This window comes from Gordonia alkanivorans NBRC 16433, assembly GCF_000225505.1.
Taxonomy (GTDB): domain Bacteria; phylum Actinomycetota; class Actinomycetes; order Mycobacteriales; family Mycobacteriaceae; genus Gordonia; species Gordonia alkanivorans.
The window spans coordinates 103,973-122,744 of the sequence record NZ_BACI01000072.1; the positions used below are offsets into that span (position 1 = coordinate 103,973).

At 67.9% G+C, this 18,772-nt stretch carries 18 protein-coding genes; 6 read left to right on the forward strand and 12 right to left on the reverse strand.

Annotated elements, in window-relative coordinates:
• Window positions 1-204 precede the first annotated feature (204 nt).
• From GOALK_RS13660 to GOALK_RS13670, 3 genes are read left to right on the forward strand one after another with little or no spacing between them, the layout of a single operon-like run.
• Window positions 205-1,023 (forward strand): class I SAM-dependent methyltransferase, encoded by an 819-nt coding sequence (locus GOALK_RS13660; protein ID WP_035751233.1) that lies wholly within the window; start codon window positions 205-207, stop codon window positions 1,021-1,023.
• 3 nt (window positions 1,024-1,026) lie between these two features.
• Window positions 1,027-2,580 carry a 1,4-alpha-glucan branching protein domain-containing protein gene (locus tag GOALK_RS13665; protein WP_006359413.1) on the forward strand — a complete coding sequence of 518 codons (1,554 nt, stop codon included), beginning with the start codon at window positions 1,027-1,029 and terminating at the stop codon, window positions 2,578-2,580.
• Window positions 2,577-3,866: a glycosyltransferase family 4 protein gene (locus tag GOALK_RS13670; protein ID WP_040004215.1), complete on the forward strand. Its 1,290-nt coding sequence runs from the start codon at window positions 2,577-2,579 to the stop codon at window positions 3,864-3,866. The genes GOALK_RS13665 and GOALK_RS13670 overlap by 4 nt, the downstream gene beginning before the upstream one ends.
• Before the next feature lie 4 nt (window positions 3,867-3,870).
• On the opposite strand, the gene GOALK_RS13675 is transcribed toward GOALK_RS13670, so the two are convergent.
• Window positions 3,871-4,632 (reverse strand): acyltransferase, encoded by a 762-nt coding sequence (locus tag GOALK_RS13675; RefSeq protein ID WP_006359415.1) that lies wholly within the window; start codon window positions 4,630-4,632, stop codon window positions 3,871-3,873.
• Window positions 4,633-4,723: 91 nt separating this feature from the next.
• Between GOALK_RS13675 and GOALK_RS13680 the strand changes: the two genes are divergently transcribed.
• Window positions 4,724-6,061, forward strand: coding sequence for an outer membrane protein assembly factor BamB family protein (locus GOALK_RS13680; RefSeq protein ID WP_006359416.1), 1,338 nt, complete (start codon window positions 4,724-4,726; stop codon window positions 6,059-6,061).
• 73 nt (window positions 6,062-6,134) lie between these two features.
• On the opposite strand, the gene GOALK_RS13685 is transcribed toward GOALK_RS13680, so the two are convergent.
• The 5 genes from GOALK_RS13685 to GOALK_RS13705 all read right to left on the reverse strand — a co-directional run bounded on the left by GOALK_RS13685 (window position 6,135) and on the right by GOALK_RS13705 (window position 10,281).
• Window positions 6,135-6,767 (reverse strand): DUF3887 domain-containing protein, encoded by a 633-nt coding sequence (locus GOALK_RS13685; RefSeq protein WP_006359417.1) that lies wholly within the window; start codon window positions 6,765-6,767, stop codon window positions 6,135-6,137.
• A gap of 59 nt (window positions 6,768-6,826) precedes the next feature.
• Window positions 6,827-8,026 (reverse strand): class I SAM-dependent methyltransferase, encoded by a 1,200-nt coding sequence (locus tag GOALK_RS13690; RefSeq protein WP_006359418.1) that lies wholly within the window; start codon window positions 8,024-8,026, stop codon window positions 6,827-6,829.
• A 61-nt stretch (window positions 8,027-8,087) separates the two neighbouring features.
• Window positions 8,088-8,345: a hypothetical protein gene (locus GOALK_RS13695; RefSeq protein ID WP_006359419.1), complete on the reverse strand. Its 258-nt coding sequence runs from the start codon at window positions 8,343-8,345 to the stop codon at window positions 8,088-8,090.
• Between the two features lie 111 nt (window positions 8,346-8,456).
• Window positions 8,457-9,437, reverse strand: coding sequence for a class I SAM-dependent methyltransferase (locus GOALK_RS13700; protein WP_006359420.1), 981 nt, complete (start codon window positions 9,435-9,437; stop codon window positions 8,457-8,459).
• A gap of 55 nt (window positions 9,438-9,492) precedes the next feature.
• Window positions 9,493-10,281, reverse strand: a complete 789-nt coding sequence (locus GOALK_RS13705; RefSeq protein ID WP_040004216.1) for an enoyl-CoA hydratase-related protein — start codon at window positions 10,279-10,281, stop codon at window positions 9,493-9,495.
• Window positions 10,282-10,383: 102 nt separating this feature from the next.
• Here GOALK_RS13705 and ligD point away from each other — a divergent pair, with 102 nt between their 5' ends.
• Window positions 10,384-11,364, forward strand: coding sequence for a non-homologous end-joining DNA ligase (gene ligD / locus GOALK_RS13710; protein WP_006359422.1), 981 nt, complete (start codon window positions 10,384-10,386; stop codon window positions 11,362-11,364).
• Between the two features lie 4 nt (window positions 11,365-11,368).
• Here ligD and GOALK_RS13715 read toward each other — a convergent pair whose 3' ends face one another.
• Both GOALK_RS13715 and GOALK_RS13720 read right to left on the reverse strand, forming a co-directional pair.
• Complete coding sequence (locus GOALK_RS13715; protein WP_006359423.1) at window positions 11,369-12,193, reverse strand: NUDIX hydrolase; 825 nt, start codon at window positions 12,191-12,193, stop codon at window positions 11,369-11,371.
• Window positions 12,193-13,026 carry an ABC transporter ATP-binding protein gene (locus GOALK_RS13720; protein WP_006359424.1) on the reverse strand — a complete coding sequence of 278 codons (834 nt, stop codon included), beginning with the start codon at window positions 13,024-13,026 and terminating at the stop codon, window positions 12,193-12,195. Before GOALK_RS13720 ends, GOALK_RS13715 begins: the two co-directional genes overlap by 1 nt.
• 96 nt (window positions 13,027-13,122) lie before the next feature.
• On the opposite strand from GOALK_RS13720, the gene GOALK_RS13725 reads away from it, so the two are divergent.
• A complete protein-coding gene (locus GOALK_RS13725) occupies window positions 13,123-14,136 on the forward strand; it encodes an LLM class flavin-dependent oxidoreductase (protein ID WP_006359425.1) in 1,014 nt (337 codons plus the stop codon).
• 15 nt (window positions 14,137-14,151) lie between these two features.
• Here the strand turns inward: GOALK_RS13725 and GOALK_RS13730 are convergent, their stop codons facing one another.
• Genes GOALK_RS13730 through ctaD form a run of 4 tightly spaced genes read right to left on the reverse strand, consistent with a single transcriptional unit; the run spans window position 14,152 to window position 18,461 of the window.
• Complete coding sequence (locus GOALK_RS13730; RefSeq protein ID WP_006359426.1) at window positions 14,152-14,604, reverse strand: cupin domain-containing protein; 453 nt, start codon at window positions 14,602-14,604, stop codon at window positions 14,152-14,154.
• Window positions 14,605-14,623: 19 nt separating this feature from the next.
• On the reverse strand, window positions 14,624-15,430 hold the full coding sequence (locus tag GOALK_RS13735) for an aminoacyl-tRNA hydrolase (protein ID WP_006359427.1): 807 nt from the start codon (window positions 15,428-15,430) through the stop codon (window positions 14,624-14,626).
• A gap of 1 nt (window position 15,431) precedes the next feature.
• On the reverse strand, window positions 15,432-16,673 hold the full coding sequence (serB, locus tag GOALK_RS13740) for a phosphoserine phosphatase SerB (RefSeq protein WP_075863831.1): 1,242 nt from the start codon (window positions 16,671-16,673) through the stop codon (window positions 15,432-15,434).
• A 3-nt stretch (window positions 16,674-16,676) separates the two neighbouring features.
• Window positions 16,677-18,461: an aa3-type cytochrome oxidase subunit I gene (gene ctaD / locus GOALK_RS13745; protein WP_006359429.1), complete on the reverse strand. Its 1,785-nt coding sequence runs from the start codon at window positions 18,459-18,461 to the stop codon at window positions 16,677-16,679.
• Window positions 18,462-18,772: the final 311 nt, after the last annotated feature.

The window sequence follows — 18,772 nt, forward strand, 5'->3', positions numbered from 1 at the left end:
TTCGGCAACTTACCGGCGGGTAAGGCCATGGGTCTCCACCACTTTAGCGTCTCCTATGTTCTCACTAAACATTGACTACCTCACACTTTGGACCGGCGTCGGACCTGGACAGGGAACCCTGCAGCGATCACGCACGATCGCTCGGTCGGTCGCGGCGCCGGGACGAACCGGGAGGCCGCGACCCCATGCCCTACGCTCTTGCAGATGACTGACGCAGACCTCGGTTCTCCGCCGACGGCCGGGATGACCGGTCTGGAGTCCCTCGACGCCGACCAACAGCTGGCGCTGACCGGTGAACGGACGGTTCCGGGTATCCCCGCGGAGAACTACTGGTTCCGCCGCCACGAGATCGCCTACCGCCATATCCTCGACCGCTGCCGGGGACGCGAGATCCTGGAAGCCGGATCCGGCGAGGGCTACGGGGCCGCGATGATCGCCGACGCCGGGGCGTCGTCGGTGGTCTGCGTCGATTACGACACCTCGGCGGTCGAACACACCCGTCGCCGCTACCCCGGGCTCGTCGTGCACCAGGGCAATCTGATCGATCTTCCGCTGGCCGACGCCTCGGTGGATCTCGTGGTGAACTTCCAGGTGATCGAACACCTCTGGGACCAGGCCGCATTCATCGCCGAATGCCGACGCGTGCTGCGTCCGGGCGGCGAGCTGCTGATCTCGACGCCCAACCGGATCACCTTCTCCCCCGGCCGCGACACCCCTCTCAACCCGTTCCACACCCGTGAGCTGAACGCCGCCGAACTCACCGCACTGATCGTCGAGGGCGGGTTCGCCCTCGACGCGATGCTCGGCGTGCACCACGGACCGCGGCTGACCGCGCTCGACGAGAAGTGGGGCGGATCGCTGATCGACGCCCAGATCGAGCGTGCCCTCGCCGGCGAACCGTGGCCGGCCGACCTGGTCGACGACGTCGCCGGGGTGGCCGCCGAGGACTTCGCCGTGCTCGACGCGCGCGACTCCGACATCGATGCCTCGCTCGACCTGTTCGCGGTGGCGACCCGGGCCTGAGCAATGACCATCAGCACCCCCGAGGTTCCGGGACAGTTCACCTTCGTCCTGCACTCCCACCTGCCCTGGCTGGCAAATCACGGTCGCTGGCCGGTCGGTGAGGAATGGCTCTACCAGTCGTGGGCGTCGTCGTACATCCCACTGCTCGACGTCCTCGAGCGCCTCGCCGACGACGGTCTCACCGACCAGTTGACCCTCGGGATCACCCCGGTCCTGGCCGCGCAGCTCGACGACCCTCACTGTGCGTCGTCGATGTACGAATGGCTGGCCGACTGGCAGCTGCGGGCGACCGAGGCCGCGACGTCGAACGATGCCGACCGCGCCGACGCCGGTCGCCGTGAGTACCTCGAAGCCCAGCGAGCGCTGGAGACCTTCGAGACGAAGTGGCGACACGGCGCCTCGCCGCTGATTCGTCGCGTCGCCTCGAGCGGGGTCGCCGAGATCCTCGGCGGACCGCTCGCGCATCCGTTCGCTCCGCTGCTCGATCCACGCCTGCGGACGTTCTTCCTCCGTGAGGGTCTCCACGACGCGCACGCGCGCTGGGGTTTCGACCCCGCAGGCATCTGGGCGCCCGAATGCGCCTTCGCGCCGGGCATGGAGGCCGAGTACGCCCGCGCCGGCGTCGGGCACTTCATGGTCGACGGCCCGACCCTCCACGGCGACACCGCACTCGGCCGCCCGGTCGGCGACAGCGGTGTCATCGCCTATGGACGCGACCTCACGGTGAGTTACCGCGTGTGGTCGCCGAAGTCGGGCTATCCCGGCCACGCCGCCTACCGCGACTTCCACACCTACGACCACGAATCGGGACTCAAGCGGTTCCGCGTCACGGGTCGCTCGGTGCCGGGCGACGAGAAGAAGCCCTACGACCCGGCACACGTCGACGCAGTGATCGACCGACACGTCGAGGATTTCGTCGGGCATGTCCGCGAGCGCCTCATCGAGGAGTCGACGCGCATCGGCCGCGACGCCCTGGTGGTCGCGGCCTTCGACACCGAGCTCTTCGGGCATTGGTGGCATGAGGGTCCGATCTGGCTCGAACGCGTCCTTCGTCGCCTGCCCGAGGTCGGGGTGAAGGTCGGAACCCTCGCCGGCGCAACGCGATCCGGACTCGTCGGCGAGCCGGTCGATCTCCCCGCGTCGTCGTGGGGGTCGGGTAAGGACTGGCGCGTGTGGAACGGTCCACAGGTGCAGCATCTCGTCACCCTCAACGAGGAGGTGACCGAGACCGCCCTCGACGCCGTGGCCAAACTCCTCGCCGGTAGCGGAGAGCGCAGCCGTGTCGCCGATCAGATCATCCGAGAGACGCTGCTCACGGTGTCCTCCGACTGGCCTTTCATGGTGTCGAAGGACACTGCCGCGCAGTACGCTGTCTCCCGTGCGCACACGCACGCGCACGCCACGCGGGAGATCAGCGACGCCGCGCTCCGTGGTCGCGACGACGCGGCGGCGACGCTCGCGCAGAACTGGGCGCGGGCCGACAATCTCTTCCCCGCACTCGACGCGCGCCGTCTGCACGCGATCCTGACCGCGGATGCCGAGGGGAGCATCGGATGAAAGTGTTGTTCGTGTCGTGGGAGTACCCACCCGTCGTCGTCGGCGGACTGGGTCGGCATGTGCATCACCTCGCCACGGAGATGGCCGCCGCCGGACACGATGTGGCGGTCCTGACCCGACGCCCGTCCGGCACCGACGCACTCACGCATCCGACGACCGACACCGTCGTCGACGGCGTGCGCGTGATCGCGGTCGCCGAGGACCCGCCGGAGTTCGAGTTCGGTCAGGACATGATGGCCTGGACTCTCGCCATGGGACACTCGTTCATCCGTGCCGGGCTCAGGATCCTGGCCGGCGAACGGGCTTTCGCCGATTCCACCGCACGATGGATCCCCGAGGTCGTGCACGCGCATGACTGGCTGGTCGCCCACCCGGCGATCGCGCTGGCCGAATTCTTCGACGTGCCACTGGTTTCCACCATCCACGCCACCGAAGCCGGTCGGCACAGCGGCTGGGTCAGCGGCCGCACCAATCGGCAGGTGCACTCGGTCGAATGGTGGCTCGTCGCCGAATCCGACGCTCTCATCACCTGTTCGGCATCCATGCGCGACGAGGTGAACCGACTCTTCGGTTACGACGCCGCCGACATCGCGGTGATCCACAACGGAATCGACATCCGCACATGGCCGTTCGCGGCCCGCACGCCGACCATCGGACCGGCGGAACTGTTGTTCGCCGGTCGCCTCGAGTACGAGAAGGGTGTGCAGGACCTGCTGGCCGCACTCCCCCGTATCCGTCGGAGCCACCCGGGTACCACTCTCACCATCGCCGGTGACGGCACCCAGCGAGAGAGGCTGATGGAGCAGGCCCGCAAGCATCGTGTGAGCAAGGCGGTGCGGTTCATCGGCGCCGTCGACCACGACCAGCTGGTGACCCTCATGCACCGCTGCGACGCGATCGTCTTGCCGAGCCGCTACGAGCCGTTCGGCATCGTCGCCCTCGAGGCGGCGGCCACCGGCATCCCGCTGATCGTCTCGACCGCCGGCGGCCTGGGCGAGGCCGTGCAGGAACCCGACACCGGCCTCACCTTCGAACCGGCCGACGTCGCCGGGCTCGCCGCTGCGGTACGGGCGACGCTCTCGGACCCCGGCGCCGCAGCGCAACGGGCTGTCCGCGCACGGGCCCGACTGACCGCCGAGTTCTCCTGGGCCGAGGTTGCCGAACGCACCGCGTCGGTGCACCTGGCCGCCAAGCGCCGGGTGCGCCATCCGGTCGGACGACCGGACATTCCGATGCGTCCGTTGCCCGAACGCGACCCGGCGAAGCCCGACCACCCCGTTCCCTGAGCGCCTACCGCCCTTCCGCCGCGGCCTTTTCCGCCGCCGCTTTCTTGCGTTCGATGTCGGCGAGGGCGCGTTCGAGTTCGGCGCGCTGCTCGGCGTTCTCGGCCCAGTCGTCCATGCGGTTCTTGACCACGCGAGCCGGCGCCCCGACCGCGACCGAGTAGTCCGGGATCATCCCCTTGACCACCGCGTGCGAGCCGAGGACACAGCCTCGGCCGACGATGGTGTTGCGCAGCACCGACACCTTGGCCGCGACCCACGTGTCCGGGCCGATGCGGACCGGGCCCTTCACGATGCCCTGATCCTTGATGGGCAGCGTGATGTCGTCCATCTTGTGGTCGAAGTCGCAGATATAGCACCAATCGGCGACGAGGGTGGATCCACCGATCTCGAGGTCGAGGTAGGCGTTCACCACGTTGTTGCAGCCGAAGACGGTCTTGTCGCCGATCTTCAGGCTGCCCTCGTGGCAGCGGATCGAGTTGCCGTCGCCGATGTGGACCCAGCGGCCGATCTCCATCCGGGCGAGCTCCGGGGTGCAGTGGATCTCCACGTTGCGGCCGAGGAACACCATGCCGCGCAGCACAACGTGCGGGTTGGCCAGACGGAACTTCGCGAGACGGTAGTAACGGACCAGGTACCACGGGGTGTACGCGCGGTTGCGTTTCACCCAGCGCAGCGAATCGAGAGTGAGGAATCGCGCCTGCTCGGGGTCGCGGCGACGGCCGGCGCGGCGTCGGGACCGGTAGGAGGCGTTCCACATGGTGGTCATGGGACAAACCCTAAACGACCCGAAAATCGCGCACGATAGGCTCACTGCTGGCACGACGCGTGCCGGTGAGGACCGACGATGAGGAGCGCCGATGGCCTTGGCACGACCGCAGGTGTCCCGACACCGCCGATCTGCGCTGACCCGCCTGTTCGTCGCCGTCACGGCCGTGAGCTCGCTGGTGCTCGCCGGCTGCTCCGACGGTCACATCGACGTACGCTCGATCCCGAGCGTCGGCTGGCCCAGCTACGGCGGCGTGCCCGGCAACGCGAACTTCGCCTACGCCGACGTCCCCGATGATCTGACCCTCAGCTGGACCCGACCCACCGGCGGTCCGGTCACGGCGCCGGTCACGATCTCCGGCAAGGGCAATGTGGGGGTCACGTCGAATGCCACCCAGGGTTGCAACGTCCTGGTGCTCGACGGCCGGTCGGGACGCAAGAACTTCTGCAAGGACATGCGTGCCGGGGTCGAGGTCAACGCGATGCTCGTCGACCAGTACGACCAGCCGTACCTCGGCGAGGAGGCCACCTTCCTCGCGTTCAACGCCGGTGGTGCGATCCGCTGGCGCGCCGGCGTGATCGGTGTCCCGCTGTCGGCGAAGTTCGCTGCGCCGAACGAGGTGCTGGTGACGACGACGCAGGGCCAGATCCTCTTGATCGACACCCAGCGCAACGAGCTCGTCGCCCCCGAGGTGAAGCTGCGCGACGACGCCGATCCGGAGGAGCCGCTCCTCGGCTTCGGCGACTGTGTGCGCAACGGACCGCAGTGCGCGATCCCGGCACCCGCGGCGGTCGACACCGACCGGGAACGCTTCTACCTCAACTTCTTCCCGCAGGGCGCGGCGTCGTCGCAGATCCGGGCGATGAAGTACAACAAGGTCGCCGGCAAGCGCGAGGTGCGAACCGCATGGCAGACCGACGTCCCGAGCGGCGTCATCGGTACGCCGACCCTGTCCGCCGACGGTGCGACGCTCTACGCCTTCTCGCGCGACGGCAAGATCGTCGCCCTGAACACCGAGAACGGGTCGACCAAGTGGACCCAGGACATCGGCGGCCACGGCTTCGCGACGATGACCGTGTCGCCCGACGGCCTGATCATCCCCACCGGTTCGCTCGGTGCCCCGCTCACGCTGTACCGAGACGCGGGTGACCGCGCCGAAAAGGTGTGGCAGCGCACCGATCTCGCCACGGTGAGCCTGTCCGCGTTGACCCAGCAGAAGACCGCCTGGACGGTCGTCCGCGACGCCGGCAAGGACACGCTGTCGCTGGTGGAGGTCTCCACCGACGACGGGGCGACGAAACGCACCCTGCCACTGCCGAATTCGTCGGGTTTCGCGACCGGCGTCTCGGTCTCCTACTGGGGCCAGATCGCGACCGCGACCAACCTCGGCGAGGTGTACTTCTTCGACAGCAAGGCCAACCTGGGATAAAGCGCCGGAACCAGAATGCGGGCTGAGTGCCGGAAACCGGCACTCAGCCCGCATCGTGTTTGTGCGTGGTCGCTCAGAGCTCCTGGCTCGCTGCGTCGGGATTGAGGAAGAACAATCCCGCGATCCGGCCGTCGGCGTCGAACGCCACGCGGAAAACCACCTCCCCGGCCTCCTGCTCGAGCGGCACGTCTACCACCGTGTGGAGGCCGTGACCGCGCACGAAAGGCGTTCCGGTCCTCTCGAGTTCACCGTGGAGTGCCACCACCGACGCCCAAGCGTCGGCCAGTGCGGCGTCGGACAGGGCAGCCGTCATGGTCTCGTCGAAACGTGCCGTGACGGTCGCCCACTCGGCCTCGGTGATCTTCTCGATGATGTCAAGGGCCATGGCGTCGGCGTGGGCAATCGTGACTTTCTGCATGGGTGCTCCTGTTCTGGGATCGATGGGTTTGCCGAAGCGTTGGAACGCCGCCTGACGGGTGACGCCGACGACGTCGCCGATCTCCTGCCAGGTACACCCGAACTCGCGCGCCGAACGAGCCGTGGCACTGAGCAATTCCTCTGCACGACGGCCCAATTGGAGTGCGTCATGGACTCTGGTCAGAGCCGCTTCGCGGGCACCCGGGTCACCCGGTTCGGAACCGGGTCCGGTCGCCACGCTGCGCGCGTATCGCTCGATCTCCCGTGCTGTTTCTTCCACCTCGGACACTTGTAAAGACTAGGTTTACAAGCGCCCGAGTGTCAAGCTCCGGTTTACAAGCGATCGGGTCAGAACCTGATTCCCGGCTCGCAGATGAAGGCGGTTCCCTTGCGTCCGATCCGGGTGAGCACCACCGACAGTGGCCGGGCGCCCTTGGGTTTGAGCTTCTTGCGGAGCTGATCGGGATCGAGGTCGAGGCCGCGGACGAGGATCTCGAGCGGCCCGCAACCGTGCGCGGCCAGGGCCTTGCGGAGAACCTTCTCCGTCACGCCCACCTGCTCGATCACCCGGAACCCACGTGCTCCCGCAGGCACCGAATCGCCGGTCAGGTAGGCGATCTGGGGATCGAGCTGCCACAGTCCGAAACGGTGGGCGTAGTGCTTGACGAGACCGGCACGCACGACGGCACCGTCCGGGTCGACGATCCACTCCCCCGCCTCGCCTGCCGGCACGTCGTCGTCCTCGTGATCGGTGATCTCGAACTGCGACACCGTCCCGTCGGGCCGCGTACGCAGAACCGTTGCCCGGCGCCGGGTCTCGATCCCCGGCCCCGACCACAGGCACGCTTCCCGGACACCGCCGTCCAGCGAGGTCACCTGGACCTCGCCGTCGAATCCGAACCGGTTGCGCAGCATCTGATGATCCAGTCCGGGAGCACATTTCACGATCAGCACGCGGCCCGCATAGGTGGCGAGCAGTTCCAGCAGCGGTGGGGTCAGCTGGTCGAGGCGGAAGATCCGGCCGGCGTCGGACCGTCGCGCGGGGTCGGCGAGGAGTACGTCCGCAGTCGAGGTCGGGGTGAGCGCGTCGGCGACGAGGAGCGTCGCGTCGGGTACGTTGTGGCGCGCCATCGCGAGCCGGACGCGGTCGAGGTCGCTGCCGATCACTCCGGTGATCCCGTTGACGCGCACCAGTTCTCGTAGCTCCGCACCGATCGAGCAGGTCATGTCGTGGACCACCGACGCCGGAAACCGGGCGGCGATCTCGGCGGCGCGGTGCGCGGCGACGACCGAGGCGGTCGCCTGCTGCACGCCGTCGTCGGTGAGCAACAACTCGGCCGGGTCCCGCAGTTTCGACGCGGCTCGTCGACGGTTCCGGACGGTCTCGATCAGCGCGGCATCATGCGGTGCATACCGGCTGCGGACCTCGGTGATGTCGGACAGCATCGACGCCGGGGTGAGGGCCAGAGCCGACACCGTCTCCAGGGCCTTCTCACCATGCCGCGACCGCAGGAAGGCGACGTCGTCGAGACTGAAGGAGTAGCTCATGATCCTTGCAGGCTACCGTCGTGGCCCGCGTCTCCCCGGGCCGCCCGCCGCGTCGCAGAGCCTACTGACGCAGCTCCACGAGGGATGTGACGATCGTGGTCCGATCGCCGGTCGCCAGCGACTCGTCGTCCGGGTCCTGATCGGCCAGCACCACGTGTCTGGCGTTGGCGACGTTCAGCAGATGCACCGTCCCCTCGACGTCGAGAGCGATCGGTTCACGCTTCGCGATGACCTCGTGGAGGAACTGCCTCACCTCCGGTACCGGATCACTGAAGAGCAGACGGATCTCGAACTCATCGGACGTCAGCAGGGTGGCCATAGCCCATGGTTGCACGCAAGAAGCGGCCTCGGTCCCGAAAACGACGATCGGGCCGCCGCAGAGGCGACGACCCGATCGGTAGAGAGAATGCGCGCTATAACCCTGCGCTTTCTACGAATCGCCGGGCTTGGTGCCGGTGACCACCACGTTGTAGAAGAACTTCTGCGGCACGACCTTGCGCAAGACGTTCTCGTCGAGCCACGTCAGACGCTTCCAGCCGCCGAACGCGAACCGCGCCCAGCCCCAGCCGAGCTTCTCCGGCGGCACCGCGGCCTCGAAGGTGCGGACCGGCCAGCCGAGCATGGCGGCGGCCAGTTCCTCGGTGGCGGTGGCGACCTTGGCGGCTCCGGCGGAACGGGCGATGCCGGCCAGCTCGTCGGGATCGAAGGTGTGGATGTCGACGACGGCCTCTAGAGCCGCGGCACGCGAGGACTCGTCGAGCTCCTCCTGCGGACGCCGCCAGCTCTGCAGCGGCCCGAACTTGGTCACGTTGGTGGTGACGGCCCACGTCGCGCGGCTCATCCAGCGCGCGTAGAAGTCGCCGATGGTCGACGGCTCGCCGGCGAAGATGAAACGACCGCCAGGCTTGAGCACGCGCAGCACCTCGCGCAGCGCCTGCTCGACGTCGGGGATGTGGTGCAGCACAGCGTGTCCGACGACGAGGTCGAAGGTGTTGTCGTCGTACGGGATCTTCTCCGCGTCGGCAACCCGGCCGTCGACGTCGAGTCCCAGGTTCTCGGCGTTGCGCAGTGCGACCTTCACCATGCCCGGCGACAGGTCGGTGACCGAACCCTTGTCGGCGACACCCGACTGCATGAGGTTCAGCAGGAAGAAGCCAGTGCCGCAACCGAGTTCCATCGCGCGCCCGTACGGCAGCGACTCGTCGATCTCGATGGCGTCGAAACGTCCACGCGCGTAATCGATGCAGCGCTCGTCGAAGCTGATCGACCACTTCTCGTCGTAGGTCTCGGCCTCCCAGTCGTGGTAGAGCACCTGGGCGAGCTTGGTGTCCTTCAGAGCGGCCTGCACCTGTTCCTCGGTGGCATGCGGATTCGGCGCCGGATCGATACCCGGAGTGGCGTCGGTGGTCATGATCGCTTCCTTGTCGCGTGGGTCGGTCAGTCGTGATGTTGGTGGGGCCGCGCCGTCAGCGACCGGTGAACTCCGCCTTGCCGGGACCGTTCTCCACGAACGACTTCATACCGATGGCACGGTCCTCGGTGGCGAACAGCGCCGCGAAGAGCTGCTCCTCGATCTTGAGTCCGGTGTGGAGGTCGACGCCGAGCCCCTGGTCGACGGCCTTCTTGGCGGCGGCGATCGCCACTGACGCGGCATTGGTGAACCGACCCGCCCAGGCCAGTGCGGCGTTGTAGACCTCGTCGGGGGCGACGACCTCGTCGACCAGGCCGATCGCGAGTGCCTCCTCGGCGCCGACGAACCGGCCGGTGAAGATGAGGTCCTTGGCCTTGGCCGGTCCGATGAGCCGCGCCAGACGCTGCGTACCGCCACCACCGGGGATGAGTCCGAGGAGAACCTCGGGCACGCCGAGTTTCGCGTTGTCACCGGCGATCCGGCGGTCGGCTCCCAGCGCGACTTCGAGGCCGCCGCCCAGCGCGTAGCCGGTGATGGCCGCGACCGTGGGCTTCGGGATCTCGGAGATGGCGCCGAGGTCGCGCTGCAGACGACCGGCGACCTTGCTCATCTCGGCGTAGCTGAGGTCGTTCATCTCCTTGATGTCGGCGCCGGCGGCGAGGACCTTGGGTCCGCCGTAGACGACGACGGCCTTGATGTCGTCGCGGAGGGTCGCCTCCTCGGCGGCCGCGGCCAGTTCGGCCTGCACCTGGCGGCTCAACGCGTTCATCGGCGGGCGGGCCAGCAGGATGGTGCCCACGCCGGGATGGTCGTCGGACGTTTCGAGGGTCACGAACTCAGGCATCCTCGAAGGCTACCGTCTGGTAAGTCGGCGCGGTGTCGCAGCCCGGTGTCATCAGCCTGCGACAACCCACGCGTCACATCCGCGCGCCCTACAGTTGGCGACATGGCCAAAGGCGCGGGTTCCGCAGGTGAGCCGATCGAGCTGACGGTGGGTTACCGCACCGTCCGCCTGTCCAGCCCTGATCGCGTGTACTTCACCGAACGCGGCGAGACCAAGCGCGACCTCGCCGAGTACTACCTGTCGGTGGGTGACGGCATCGTGCGGGCGCTGCGCGAACGTCCCTGCATGCTGCACCGTTTCCCCAAGGGCGTCAGCGGCAACAAGGTGCACCAGAAGCGGGTCCCGGCGGGCGCACCGGACTGGCTCGAGACCACCGAGATCTACTTCCCCCGCTACGGACGCACCGCCGACGAGCTGTGCGTGACCGAGCTGGCATCGGTGATCTGGGCGGTACAGATGTCGACGGTCGAGTTCCACCCCTGGAACTCACGCCGCGCCGACCCCGAATCCCCCGACGAGTGGCGCATCGACCTCGACCCCATGCCGGACTGCACCTTCTCACGCATCCAGCGGGTGGCCCACGTCGTCGAGGAGGTTCTCGACGAGCTGGGCATGCGCGGCTTCCCGAAGACCTCGGGTGGTCGCGGTCTGCACATCTACGTGCGCATCGCCCCCGAGTGGGGGTTCCCTCAGGTCCGGCGCGCCGCGCTCGCGTTCGCCCGCGAGGTCGAGCGCCGGGCACCCAAAGACGTCACGACAACGTGGTGGCGCAAGGATCGCGACCCGGCAGCCGTGTTCGTCGACTACAACCAGAACACCCGCGACCACACCATGGCGTCGGCCTACTCGGTGCGCGGCAACCAACGCGCGACGGTGTCCACGCCGATCCGCTGGAACGAGATCGACGACATCGAACCCGACGACTTCACCATCGCCACCGTGCCCGCGCGATTCGCCGAACTCGGCGACCTGCACGCCGAGATCGACGACGTCGCCCACCGGCTCAACACGCTGCTCGACTGGGCGGATCGCGAGGACATCGCCGAGGACGAGGACGACGCCGTCGATCTCGACGAGCCGTGAGGATCTACAGCGTGATCTCGGGCGGCGTCTGATCGCCGAGCGTGCGGAAGTACTCGTCGGAGCCGGGGAACCCGAGTCCGGCGAGCCCGGCGCCCGGGGTGGTGTTCGGCAGGATGCACTCGACGGACCGCTCGGCGGCCAGCAGCTCATCGACACTCGGGAAGCCGCTGACGTAGTGCAGCTGCGCCCAGGTCGGCGGCATCAGGAAGTGCTTGCCCTCGGCCCAGGCGTCGATCGCGACGCGGGCGTTGACCCAGCGCGCCACCTCGGCCTCGGTGGTCTCGGCGTCGGCCTGCTGGCCCTCGGGCATGGCAGCGAGGAAGAACCGGGTGTCGTAGCGACGCTTCTCGTTGACCGGGGTGATCCAGTGCGCGAGCGGACTCAGCAGATCGGCACGCAGGGTGAGGCCGCGCGCGGTGAGGAACTCGGCGAAGGACAGAGACTTCTCGACGAGCTGTTGCCGGTCGTCGGCGAGGGCGCCCGGGTCGGCGAAAGAACCGTCGGCGGTGGTCGCGAGCAGAACGCCGCATTCCTCGAAGGTCTCGCGGACGGCCGCGCACACGAGCGCCTGGGCGAGCTCGTCATCGGTGTTGAACTGCTCGGCCCACCACGCCGCTTGCGGCCCGGTCCAGGCCACGTGGGCGCCGGCGTCGCGCTTGTCGACGCCGCCACCCGGGAAGACGGTCATGCCGCCGGCGAAAGCCATCTGCTTCACCCGACGCTGCAGGAACACCTCGATGCCGTCGGCGGAGTCACGGACCAGGACGACCGTCGCGGCGTCGCGGATCGGTGCGGACACGACCTCGGGTCCCTGATCGGTGGATGTCATCAGTTGCCTCCTGCTCGACGGTGACCGCCCGCGCGGCGACGGCGTCGAGCGAAGTACCGGCCGTCGACCTTGTCGAGGATGATCTGCTGCCGGAAGGCGGCCGTCAGGTTCTCACTGGTCAGCACCTCCTCGAGGAGGCCCTGCGCCACGACGCCACCCTCGGACAGGATCAGCGCGTGCGTGAACCCCTCCGGGATCTCCTCCACATGATGGGTGATCAGCACGATGGCGGGAGCGTCGGGGTCGGCGGCGAGGGTCGCGAGGCGGTCGACGAGTTCTTCGCGGCCGCCGAGGTCGAGACCGGCGGCCGGCTCGTCGAGCAGCAGGAGTTCGGGGTCGGTCATGAGGGCGCGGGAGATGATCACGCGCTTGCGCTCCCCCTCCGACAGGGTGCCGAAGGTGCGGTCGGCGAGATGCTCCGCGCCCATCGACTCCAGCGATTCGACGGCCTGGTCGCGGTCCATGTCGTCGTAGGCCTCGCGCCAGCGCCCCAGGACGGCGTAGCCGGCGGAGATGACGACGTCGCTGACGACCTCGTGGTCGGGCACGCGGTCGACGAGAGCGGGACTGGCGACGCCGATCCGCGTTGCGAGTTCGCGGATCTCGATCCGGCCGAGCTTCTCGTTCAGCACGAATGCGGTGCCCGACGTCGGGTGCAGTTCGGCACCCGCCAGTCGCAGAAGTGTCGTCTTACCGGCACCGTTGGGCCCGATGATGACCCAGCGTTCGTCCAGTTCGACCTGCCAGGACAGCGGGCCGACAAGCGTTTTGCCGCCACGGACGATCGCGACGTCGCGGAAGTCGATCAAGAGGTCGGGATCGGATTCGGTCACGACCCCTATCCTGCCTCACGCCCGTCCGTTCGACCGGTTCGGCTCAGCCGTGTCCGATACACGTCACGGGAATACACCGACCGGTTCGCCGGGTTGATGGACTACGTGACCGCTCAACACCTTCCTCTGTCCATCCTGGATCTCGCCACCGTCGGCCGCGACGAGACCGTCGCGGAAAGTCTCGCCGCCAGTGTCGATCTCGCGCAGAACGCGGAGAAGTGGGGATACAAGCGGATCTGGTACGCCGAACACCACAACATGTCGGCGATCGCGTCGTCGGCGCCTGCTGTGCTCATCGCGCACATCGCCGCCCACACCTCGACCATCCGCCTCGGTGCCGGCGGCGTCATGCTGCCCAACCACGCCCCGCTCACCATCGCCGAGCAGTTCGGCACCCTCGCCGAACTCCATCCCGGCCGCATCGACCTCGGACTCGGCCGCGCCCCGGGCAGCGACCAGCAGACCTTCCAGGCCCTGCGTCGCACCCACGCGTCAGCCGAACGGTTCCCGCACGACGTTCTCGAACTGCAGGCGTTCCTCGGCGACGAGTCCCGCATCGAAGGCGTCCGCGCCACGCCGGGCGCCGGGACCCACATACCGCTCTACATCCTGGGTTCGTCGCTCTTCGGCGCGCAGCTCGCCGCCGCCCTCGGACTCCCCTACGCCTTCGCGTCGCACTTCGCACCGCAGGCCCTGACGCAGGCAGTCGAGTTGTACCGCCGCGAGTTCCGGCCGTCGGAGGTGCTCGCCGAGCCGTACGTGATCGCCGGTGTCGGCGTGATCGCCGACGACGATCCCGACGTCGCACAGCAGCAGTTGCAGATCGCCCGCCGTCAGCGCGTCTCCCTGCTCTACGGACGCGGCCGCACATTCACCGACGAAGAAGCCGACGCGGTGCTGTCGATGCCCCAAGGCCGCCAGATCGACGAGATGCTCACCTACGCCGGTATCGGGACGCCCGATGAGGTGCGACAGTACCTGAGCTGGTTCGCCGGACATGCCGATGCCGACGAGCTGATCGTTGCGTCGCTGGCACCGAGTCGCGACGTCTGGATGAGCACTCTCGGGCATCTCGCCCCGGCGAATTCGCCGGTGGCCGTAGGCGGTTGATCCCGGAGCCGAGTCTCAGTCCTCGAGCCGGAAGTCCGCGAAGTCGAAGCCGGGCACGACGACACAGCTGACCAGTGCCGCCTCGTCGCCGACGGGGCGCGCACGCTGCCACATGCCGGGCGGCACCAGCGCCTGCGGCTGATTCCCGGCCTCGATGTCGGGCCCGACGATGATCGGGGTCGGATCGCCGGGGGCATCGCCGTCGCCGCCCAGATCGAGCTGCACCGGCGCCCCGCGATGGTGCAGCCAGAGCTCTGAGCCGCGCACGGTGTGCCACGCGGACTGTTGGCCGGGCGTCAGGACGAAGTAGATCGCGGTGCCGGCGGCCCGGTCACCGGTGTAGCCGGCCGGGAGCACCGCGTTCGGCAGCCCGATCCCGCTGCGCCAGGTCTCGCGAAACCAGCCACCCTCCGGGTGCGGTTGCAGGTCAAGGCTTTTCGCCCAGTCCGGTAGTTCGGTGGCGCTCATCTGCTCCCCTGTCTCGTGATCAGTTCCCGACGACTTCGGCGATGACGGTGACCGAACCGGGCGCGATCTCGGTGAACCCGGCATCACGGACCGCGACCGCGGTGCCGGACGCATCGGCCTCGAGCAGGTCACGCCATCGTTCGGGCGTGGCCTCACGCACCGCCAGCGGACAGTCGTCGAGCCGCCACCGGATCGCCTCGTCGGCGTCGAGAAGTTTGGCGGCGAGCATCGATGCGTGACCGACCTGCGCGGCGAGCTTGCCGACGGTCATGTCGAGCCCGGGATTCGTCCACAGCACCACGCCGTGATCCGGCCTCTCGGTGGGGAGTTCGCCGTCGACCTCGGTGCCGCCGATCTGCAGCTTCTTGACCCGCCGGTCGAGATCGCCGACGCGGCCGGGCACGAACGCGCGCGCCTCGGCGCCACCCTCGGTCGCGGTCACGCCCCACACCTCTTGCGCCGCAGCCCATTGCGCGCCACGGGCTCGACGAGCGATCTTACGAATGCGGGCCTGGCACCAGTCGTCCATCGCCGCCGCCCACGGACCGTCACCGGCTGCGCGGTCGTCGAGACACAGCAGCGCGACGGCCCGTGCCGCCGCGGTCAACAGGTCGGTGCGATCCGGCGGATCGGACTTCTCGACGCGCAGCACCATCGCCATCGCCAGGACGTCGGCCGGATCCTCAGGATCCTCACCGCCCCCGACGTATCCGACGAGGCGTCGATGGTTCGCCACGACCGCATCGGGGGTGACCGGCGGCCGCGTCACGGCGTCACGGGTGACGGGCAAGCCCGTCACGTCGGCGTTGTCTGTCGTGTCCGACACGTCAGCCGAGCGGAACCCGCCGGTACACGCCGTCGGCGGCGTCCGCGGCCTCGATCTCGTCGCGCGACACCCCGAGGATGAACAGCACGGCGTCGAGGAACGGGTGGTTGAGCGTGGCGTCGGCGACCTCCCGCAACGCGGGCTTCGCATTGAACGCGATGCCGAGTCCGGCGACGCTGAGCATGTCGATGTCGTTGGCACCGTCGCCGACGGCGATCGTCTGCTCCATCGGCACCCCGACCTGGTCGGCGAAGGAACGCAGCGCACGGGCCTTGCCGGTCCGGTCGACGACCTCGCCGATCACGCGTCCGGTCAGTTTGCCGTCGACGATCTCGAGAGTGTTGGCGCGCACGAAGTCGAGTTCGAGTTCGTGGGCCAGACCGTCGATGACCTGACGGAAACCACCCGACACCAGGCCGCAGTGGAACCCGAGCCGATGCAGCGTGCGGATCGTGGTGCGGGCGCCCGGCGTGAGCTGCAGCGACTTCGCGACGTCGTCGATGACCCCGGCGTCGAGCCCGGCGAGGGCCGCCACGCGCTGGTGCAGTGACTGTTCGAAGTCGAGCTCACCGCGCATGGCGGCTTCGGTGACCGCCGCGACCTCGGCTTCACGGCCGGCTTTCGCGGCGAGCATCTCGATGACCTCACCCTGGATCAGGGTGGAGTCGACGTCGAAGACGATGAGGCGCTTGGCGCGCCGGGCCAGACCACCGCGTTCGACTGCGATGTCGACCGAATGCTTGGCGGCGACTTCGGCGAGCCCCTTCCGCAGGGCGGCGTCGGCGGCGACCCCGCCGCGGCCGGCCACGCTGACCATCAGTTCGAGGCCGGTGAGCGGATAGTCGGCGATACCGCGGATCGAGTCGATGTTTCCGCCTTGACCGGCGAGTTTCGCGGCGACCGCGCTGAAGGCGGTGGCCGTGACCGGACTGCCCAGGATCACGACGGCATGAGACGAGGTCGAACGGCTACCCGAATCGACACCGATCTCCACCCGCACGTCGAAGCCGATGGAGGCCATCGCCTGCTCGACGATCTCCTGCAGCGTCTCGGGATCTCCGTTCGCGGAGACGAGCACGCCGAGCGTCAGCTGACCGCGGATGACCACCTGCTCGACGTCGAGCAGTGCAACGGCCTGACCGGCCAGGGCACCCATGAGAACAGAGGTGACACCTGGCCGGTCGGGACCGGTGACAGTGAAGAGAACGGTCGTACCGGTAGTGCCTGTTGAGTCGTTGCCCACCGGTCAGCGCGGATCGGGATCAGGCGATCCCTCGTGCGATCCCACGGTGAACGGCTCGCGACGAGCCTCTTCCATCTGGCGATCCTTGCCCGCGTCGTGACCCGGGCCGACATGAGCCTCGGCACGCATCCGCTCGATCATGTGCGGGTAGTGCAGCTCGAAGGCCGGACGCTCCGAACGGATGCGGGGCAGCTCGGTGAAGTTGTGGCGCGGCGGCGGCGACGAGGTCGCCCACTCCAGGGAGTTGCCGAAGCCCCACGGATCGTCGACGGTCACGACCTCGCCGTAGCGGTAGCTGCGGAAGACGTTCCACAAGAACGGCAGGGTCGACAGGCCGAGGATGAACGCACCAATGGTCGAGATGGTGTTCAGCGTGGTGAAGCCGTCCGACGGCAGGTAGTCGGCGTAGCGACGCGGCATGCCCTCGTTGCCCAGCCAGTGCTGCACCAGGAACGTCATGTGGAAGCCGATGAACGTCAGCCAGAAGTGGATCTTGCCGAGGCGCTCGTCGAGCATGCGTCCGGTCATCTTCGGGAACCAGAAGTAGATGCCGGCGTAGGTGGCGAACACGATGGTGCCGAAGAGCACGTAGTGGAAGTGCGCGACCACGAAGTAGCTGTCGGACAGGTGGAAGTCCAGCGGCGGGCTCGCGAGCAGGACGCCGGTCAGACCACCGAAGAGGAAGGTCACGATGAAGCCGACGGAGAACAGCATCGGCGTCTCGAACGTGATGTGACCTCGCCACATCGTTCCGATCCAGTTGAAGAACTTCACGCCGGTCGGAACCGCGATCAGGAACGTCATGAAGGAGAAGAACGGCAGCAGCACGGCGCCGGTGACGTACATGTGGTGCGCCCACACCGCGGCCGACAGGGCGGCGATGGCCAGGGTCGCGTAGATCAGGCCCGAGTATCCGAAGATCGGCTTACGCGAGAAGACCGGGAAGACCTCCGAGACGATGCCGAAGAACGGCAGCGCGATGACGTACACCTCGGGGTGTCCGAAGAACCAGAACAGGTGCTGCCACAGGATGACACCGCCGTTGGCCGGGTCGTAGATGTGGGCGCCGAACTGGCGGTCGACCTCGAGGCCCATCAGGGCAGCGGTCAGCAGCGGGAAGATCAGCAGGATGAGCACGCTGGTCACCAGGATGTTCCAGGTGAAGATCGGCATGCGGAACATCGTCATACCGGGTGCACGGAGGCAGACCACGGTGGTGACCATGTTGACCGCGCCGAGGATGGTGCCCAGACCGGACACACCCAGACCCATGATCCACAGGTCGGCACCGAGGCCGGGGCTGTGTACGGCGTCGGTCAGCGGCGTGTACGCCGTCCAACCGAAGTCGGCGGCACCGCCCGGGGTGATGAAGCCGGCGATGGCGATGGTCGAACCGAAGACGAACAGCCAGAAGCCGAGTGCGTTCAGTCGCGGGAAGGCGACGTCGGGCGAACCGATCTGCAGCGGCAACACGAAGTTGGCGAAGCCGATGACGATCGGGGTCGCGTACATCAGCAGCATCACGGTGCCGTGCATCGTGAAGAGCTGGTTGAACTGCTCTGTCGACAGGAACTGCATGCCCGGAGCCGCGAGCTCACCACGCATCAGCAGGGCCATCAGGCCGCCGATGAGGAAGAACGCGAAACATGCAGTGATGTACATCATGCCGATCAGCTTGTGATCGGTCGTCGTCAACAGCTTGTAGATGAACGAACCCTTGGGCTGATAGCGCTCCGGGAATGGTCGCACTGGAGCCACTTGCGTGGTGGGTTGGTCTACCGCGGTCACAGATCCTCCTCTTGCGCGAGCTCGACGTCGAACCCCTTCGAACGTCGGTCGGCACATGAACACAAACCGAGCGCTGAGTACTGATCCTAAACCCTTCCCGACGCCCGGGCCGAACGGGTCCTACGATCTGTCGTATTCGACGCCCGACGCACCACATCGGCCGTGCTCAAACCCCTTTCCTCCTTCGACGCGCCGGGTGGTCTGGCGACCCCGCTCGGTGTCTGCGGCCGACGGTCTGGCGGCCCCGTGGAAGCCTACGCTCGACGCCCCGGCGCCGGTGCTAGGTTGGGCGGGTGCAGAGCAGGGGTAAC

What these genes read in the sequence shown, in the direction of transcription:
- GOALK_RS13660 (WP_035751233.1), top strand. Translation starts at nt 205, where the DNA reads ATGACTGACGCAGACCTCGGTTCTCCGCCGACGGCCGGGATGACCGGT.
- GOALK_RS13665 (WP_006359413.1), top strand. Translation starts at nt 1,027, where the DNA reads ATGACCATCAGCACCCCCGAGGTTCCGGGACAGTTCACCTTCGTCCTG.
- GOALK_RS13670 (WP_040004215.1), top strand. Translation starts at nt 2,577, where the DNA reads ATGAAAGTGTTGTTCGTGTCGTGGGAGTACCCACCCGTCGTCGTCGGC.
- GOALK_RS13675 (WP_006359415.1), bottom strand. Translation starts at nt 4,632, where the DNA reads ATGACCACCATGTGGAACGCCTCCTACCGGTCCCGACGCCGCGCCGGC.
- GOALK_RS13680 (WP_006359416.1), top strand. Translation starts at nt 4,724, where the DNA reads ATGGCCTTGGCACGACCGCAGGTGTCCCGACACCGCCGATCTGCGCTG.
- GOALK_RS13690 (WP_006359418.1), bottom strand. Translation starts at nt 8,026, where the DNA reads ATGAGCTACTCCTTCAGTCTCGACGACGTCGCCTTCCTGCGGTCGCGG.
- GOALK_RS13695 (WP_006359419.1), bottom strand. Translation starts at nt 8,345, where the DNA reads ATGGCCACCCTGCTGACGTCCGATGAGTTCGAGATCCGTCTGCTCTTC.
- GOALK_RS13700 (WP_006359420.1), bottom strand. Translation starts at nt 9,437, where the DNA reads ATGACCACCGACGCCACTCCGGGTATCGATCCGGCGCCGAATCCGCAT.
- GOALK_RS13705 (WP_040004216.1), bottom strand. Translation starts at nt 10,281, where the DNA reads ATGCCTGAGTTCGTGACCCTCGAAACGTCCGACGACCATCCCGGCGTG.
- ligD (WP_006359422.1), top strand. Translation starts at nt 10,384, where the DNA reads ATGGCCAAAGGCGCGGGTTCCGCAGGTGAGCCGATCGAGCTGACGGTG.
- GOALK_RS13715 (WP_006359423.1), bottom strand. Translation starts at nt 12,193, where the DNA reads ATGACATCCACCGATCAGGGACCCGAGGTCGTGTCCGCACCGATCCGC.
- GOALK_RS13725 (WP_006359425.1), top strand. Translation starts at nt 13,123, where the DNA reads ATGGACTACGTGACCGCTCAACACCTTCCTCTGTCCATCCTGGATCTC.
- GOALK_RS13730 (WP_006359426.1), bottom strand. Translation starts at nt 14,604, where the DNA reads ATGAGCGCCACCGAACTACCGGACTGGGCGAAAAGCCTTGACCTGCAA.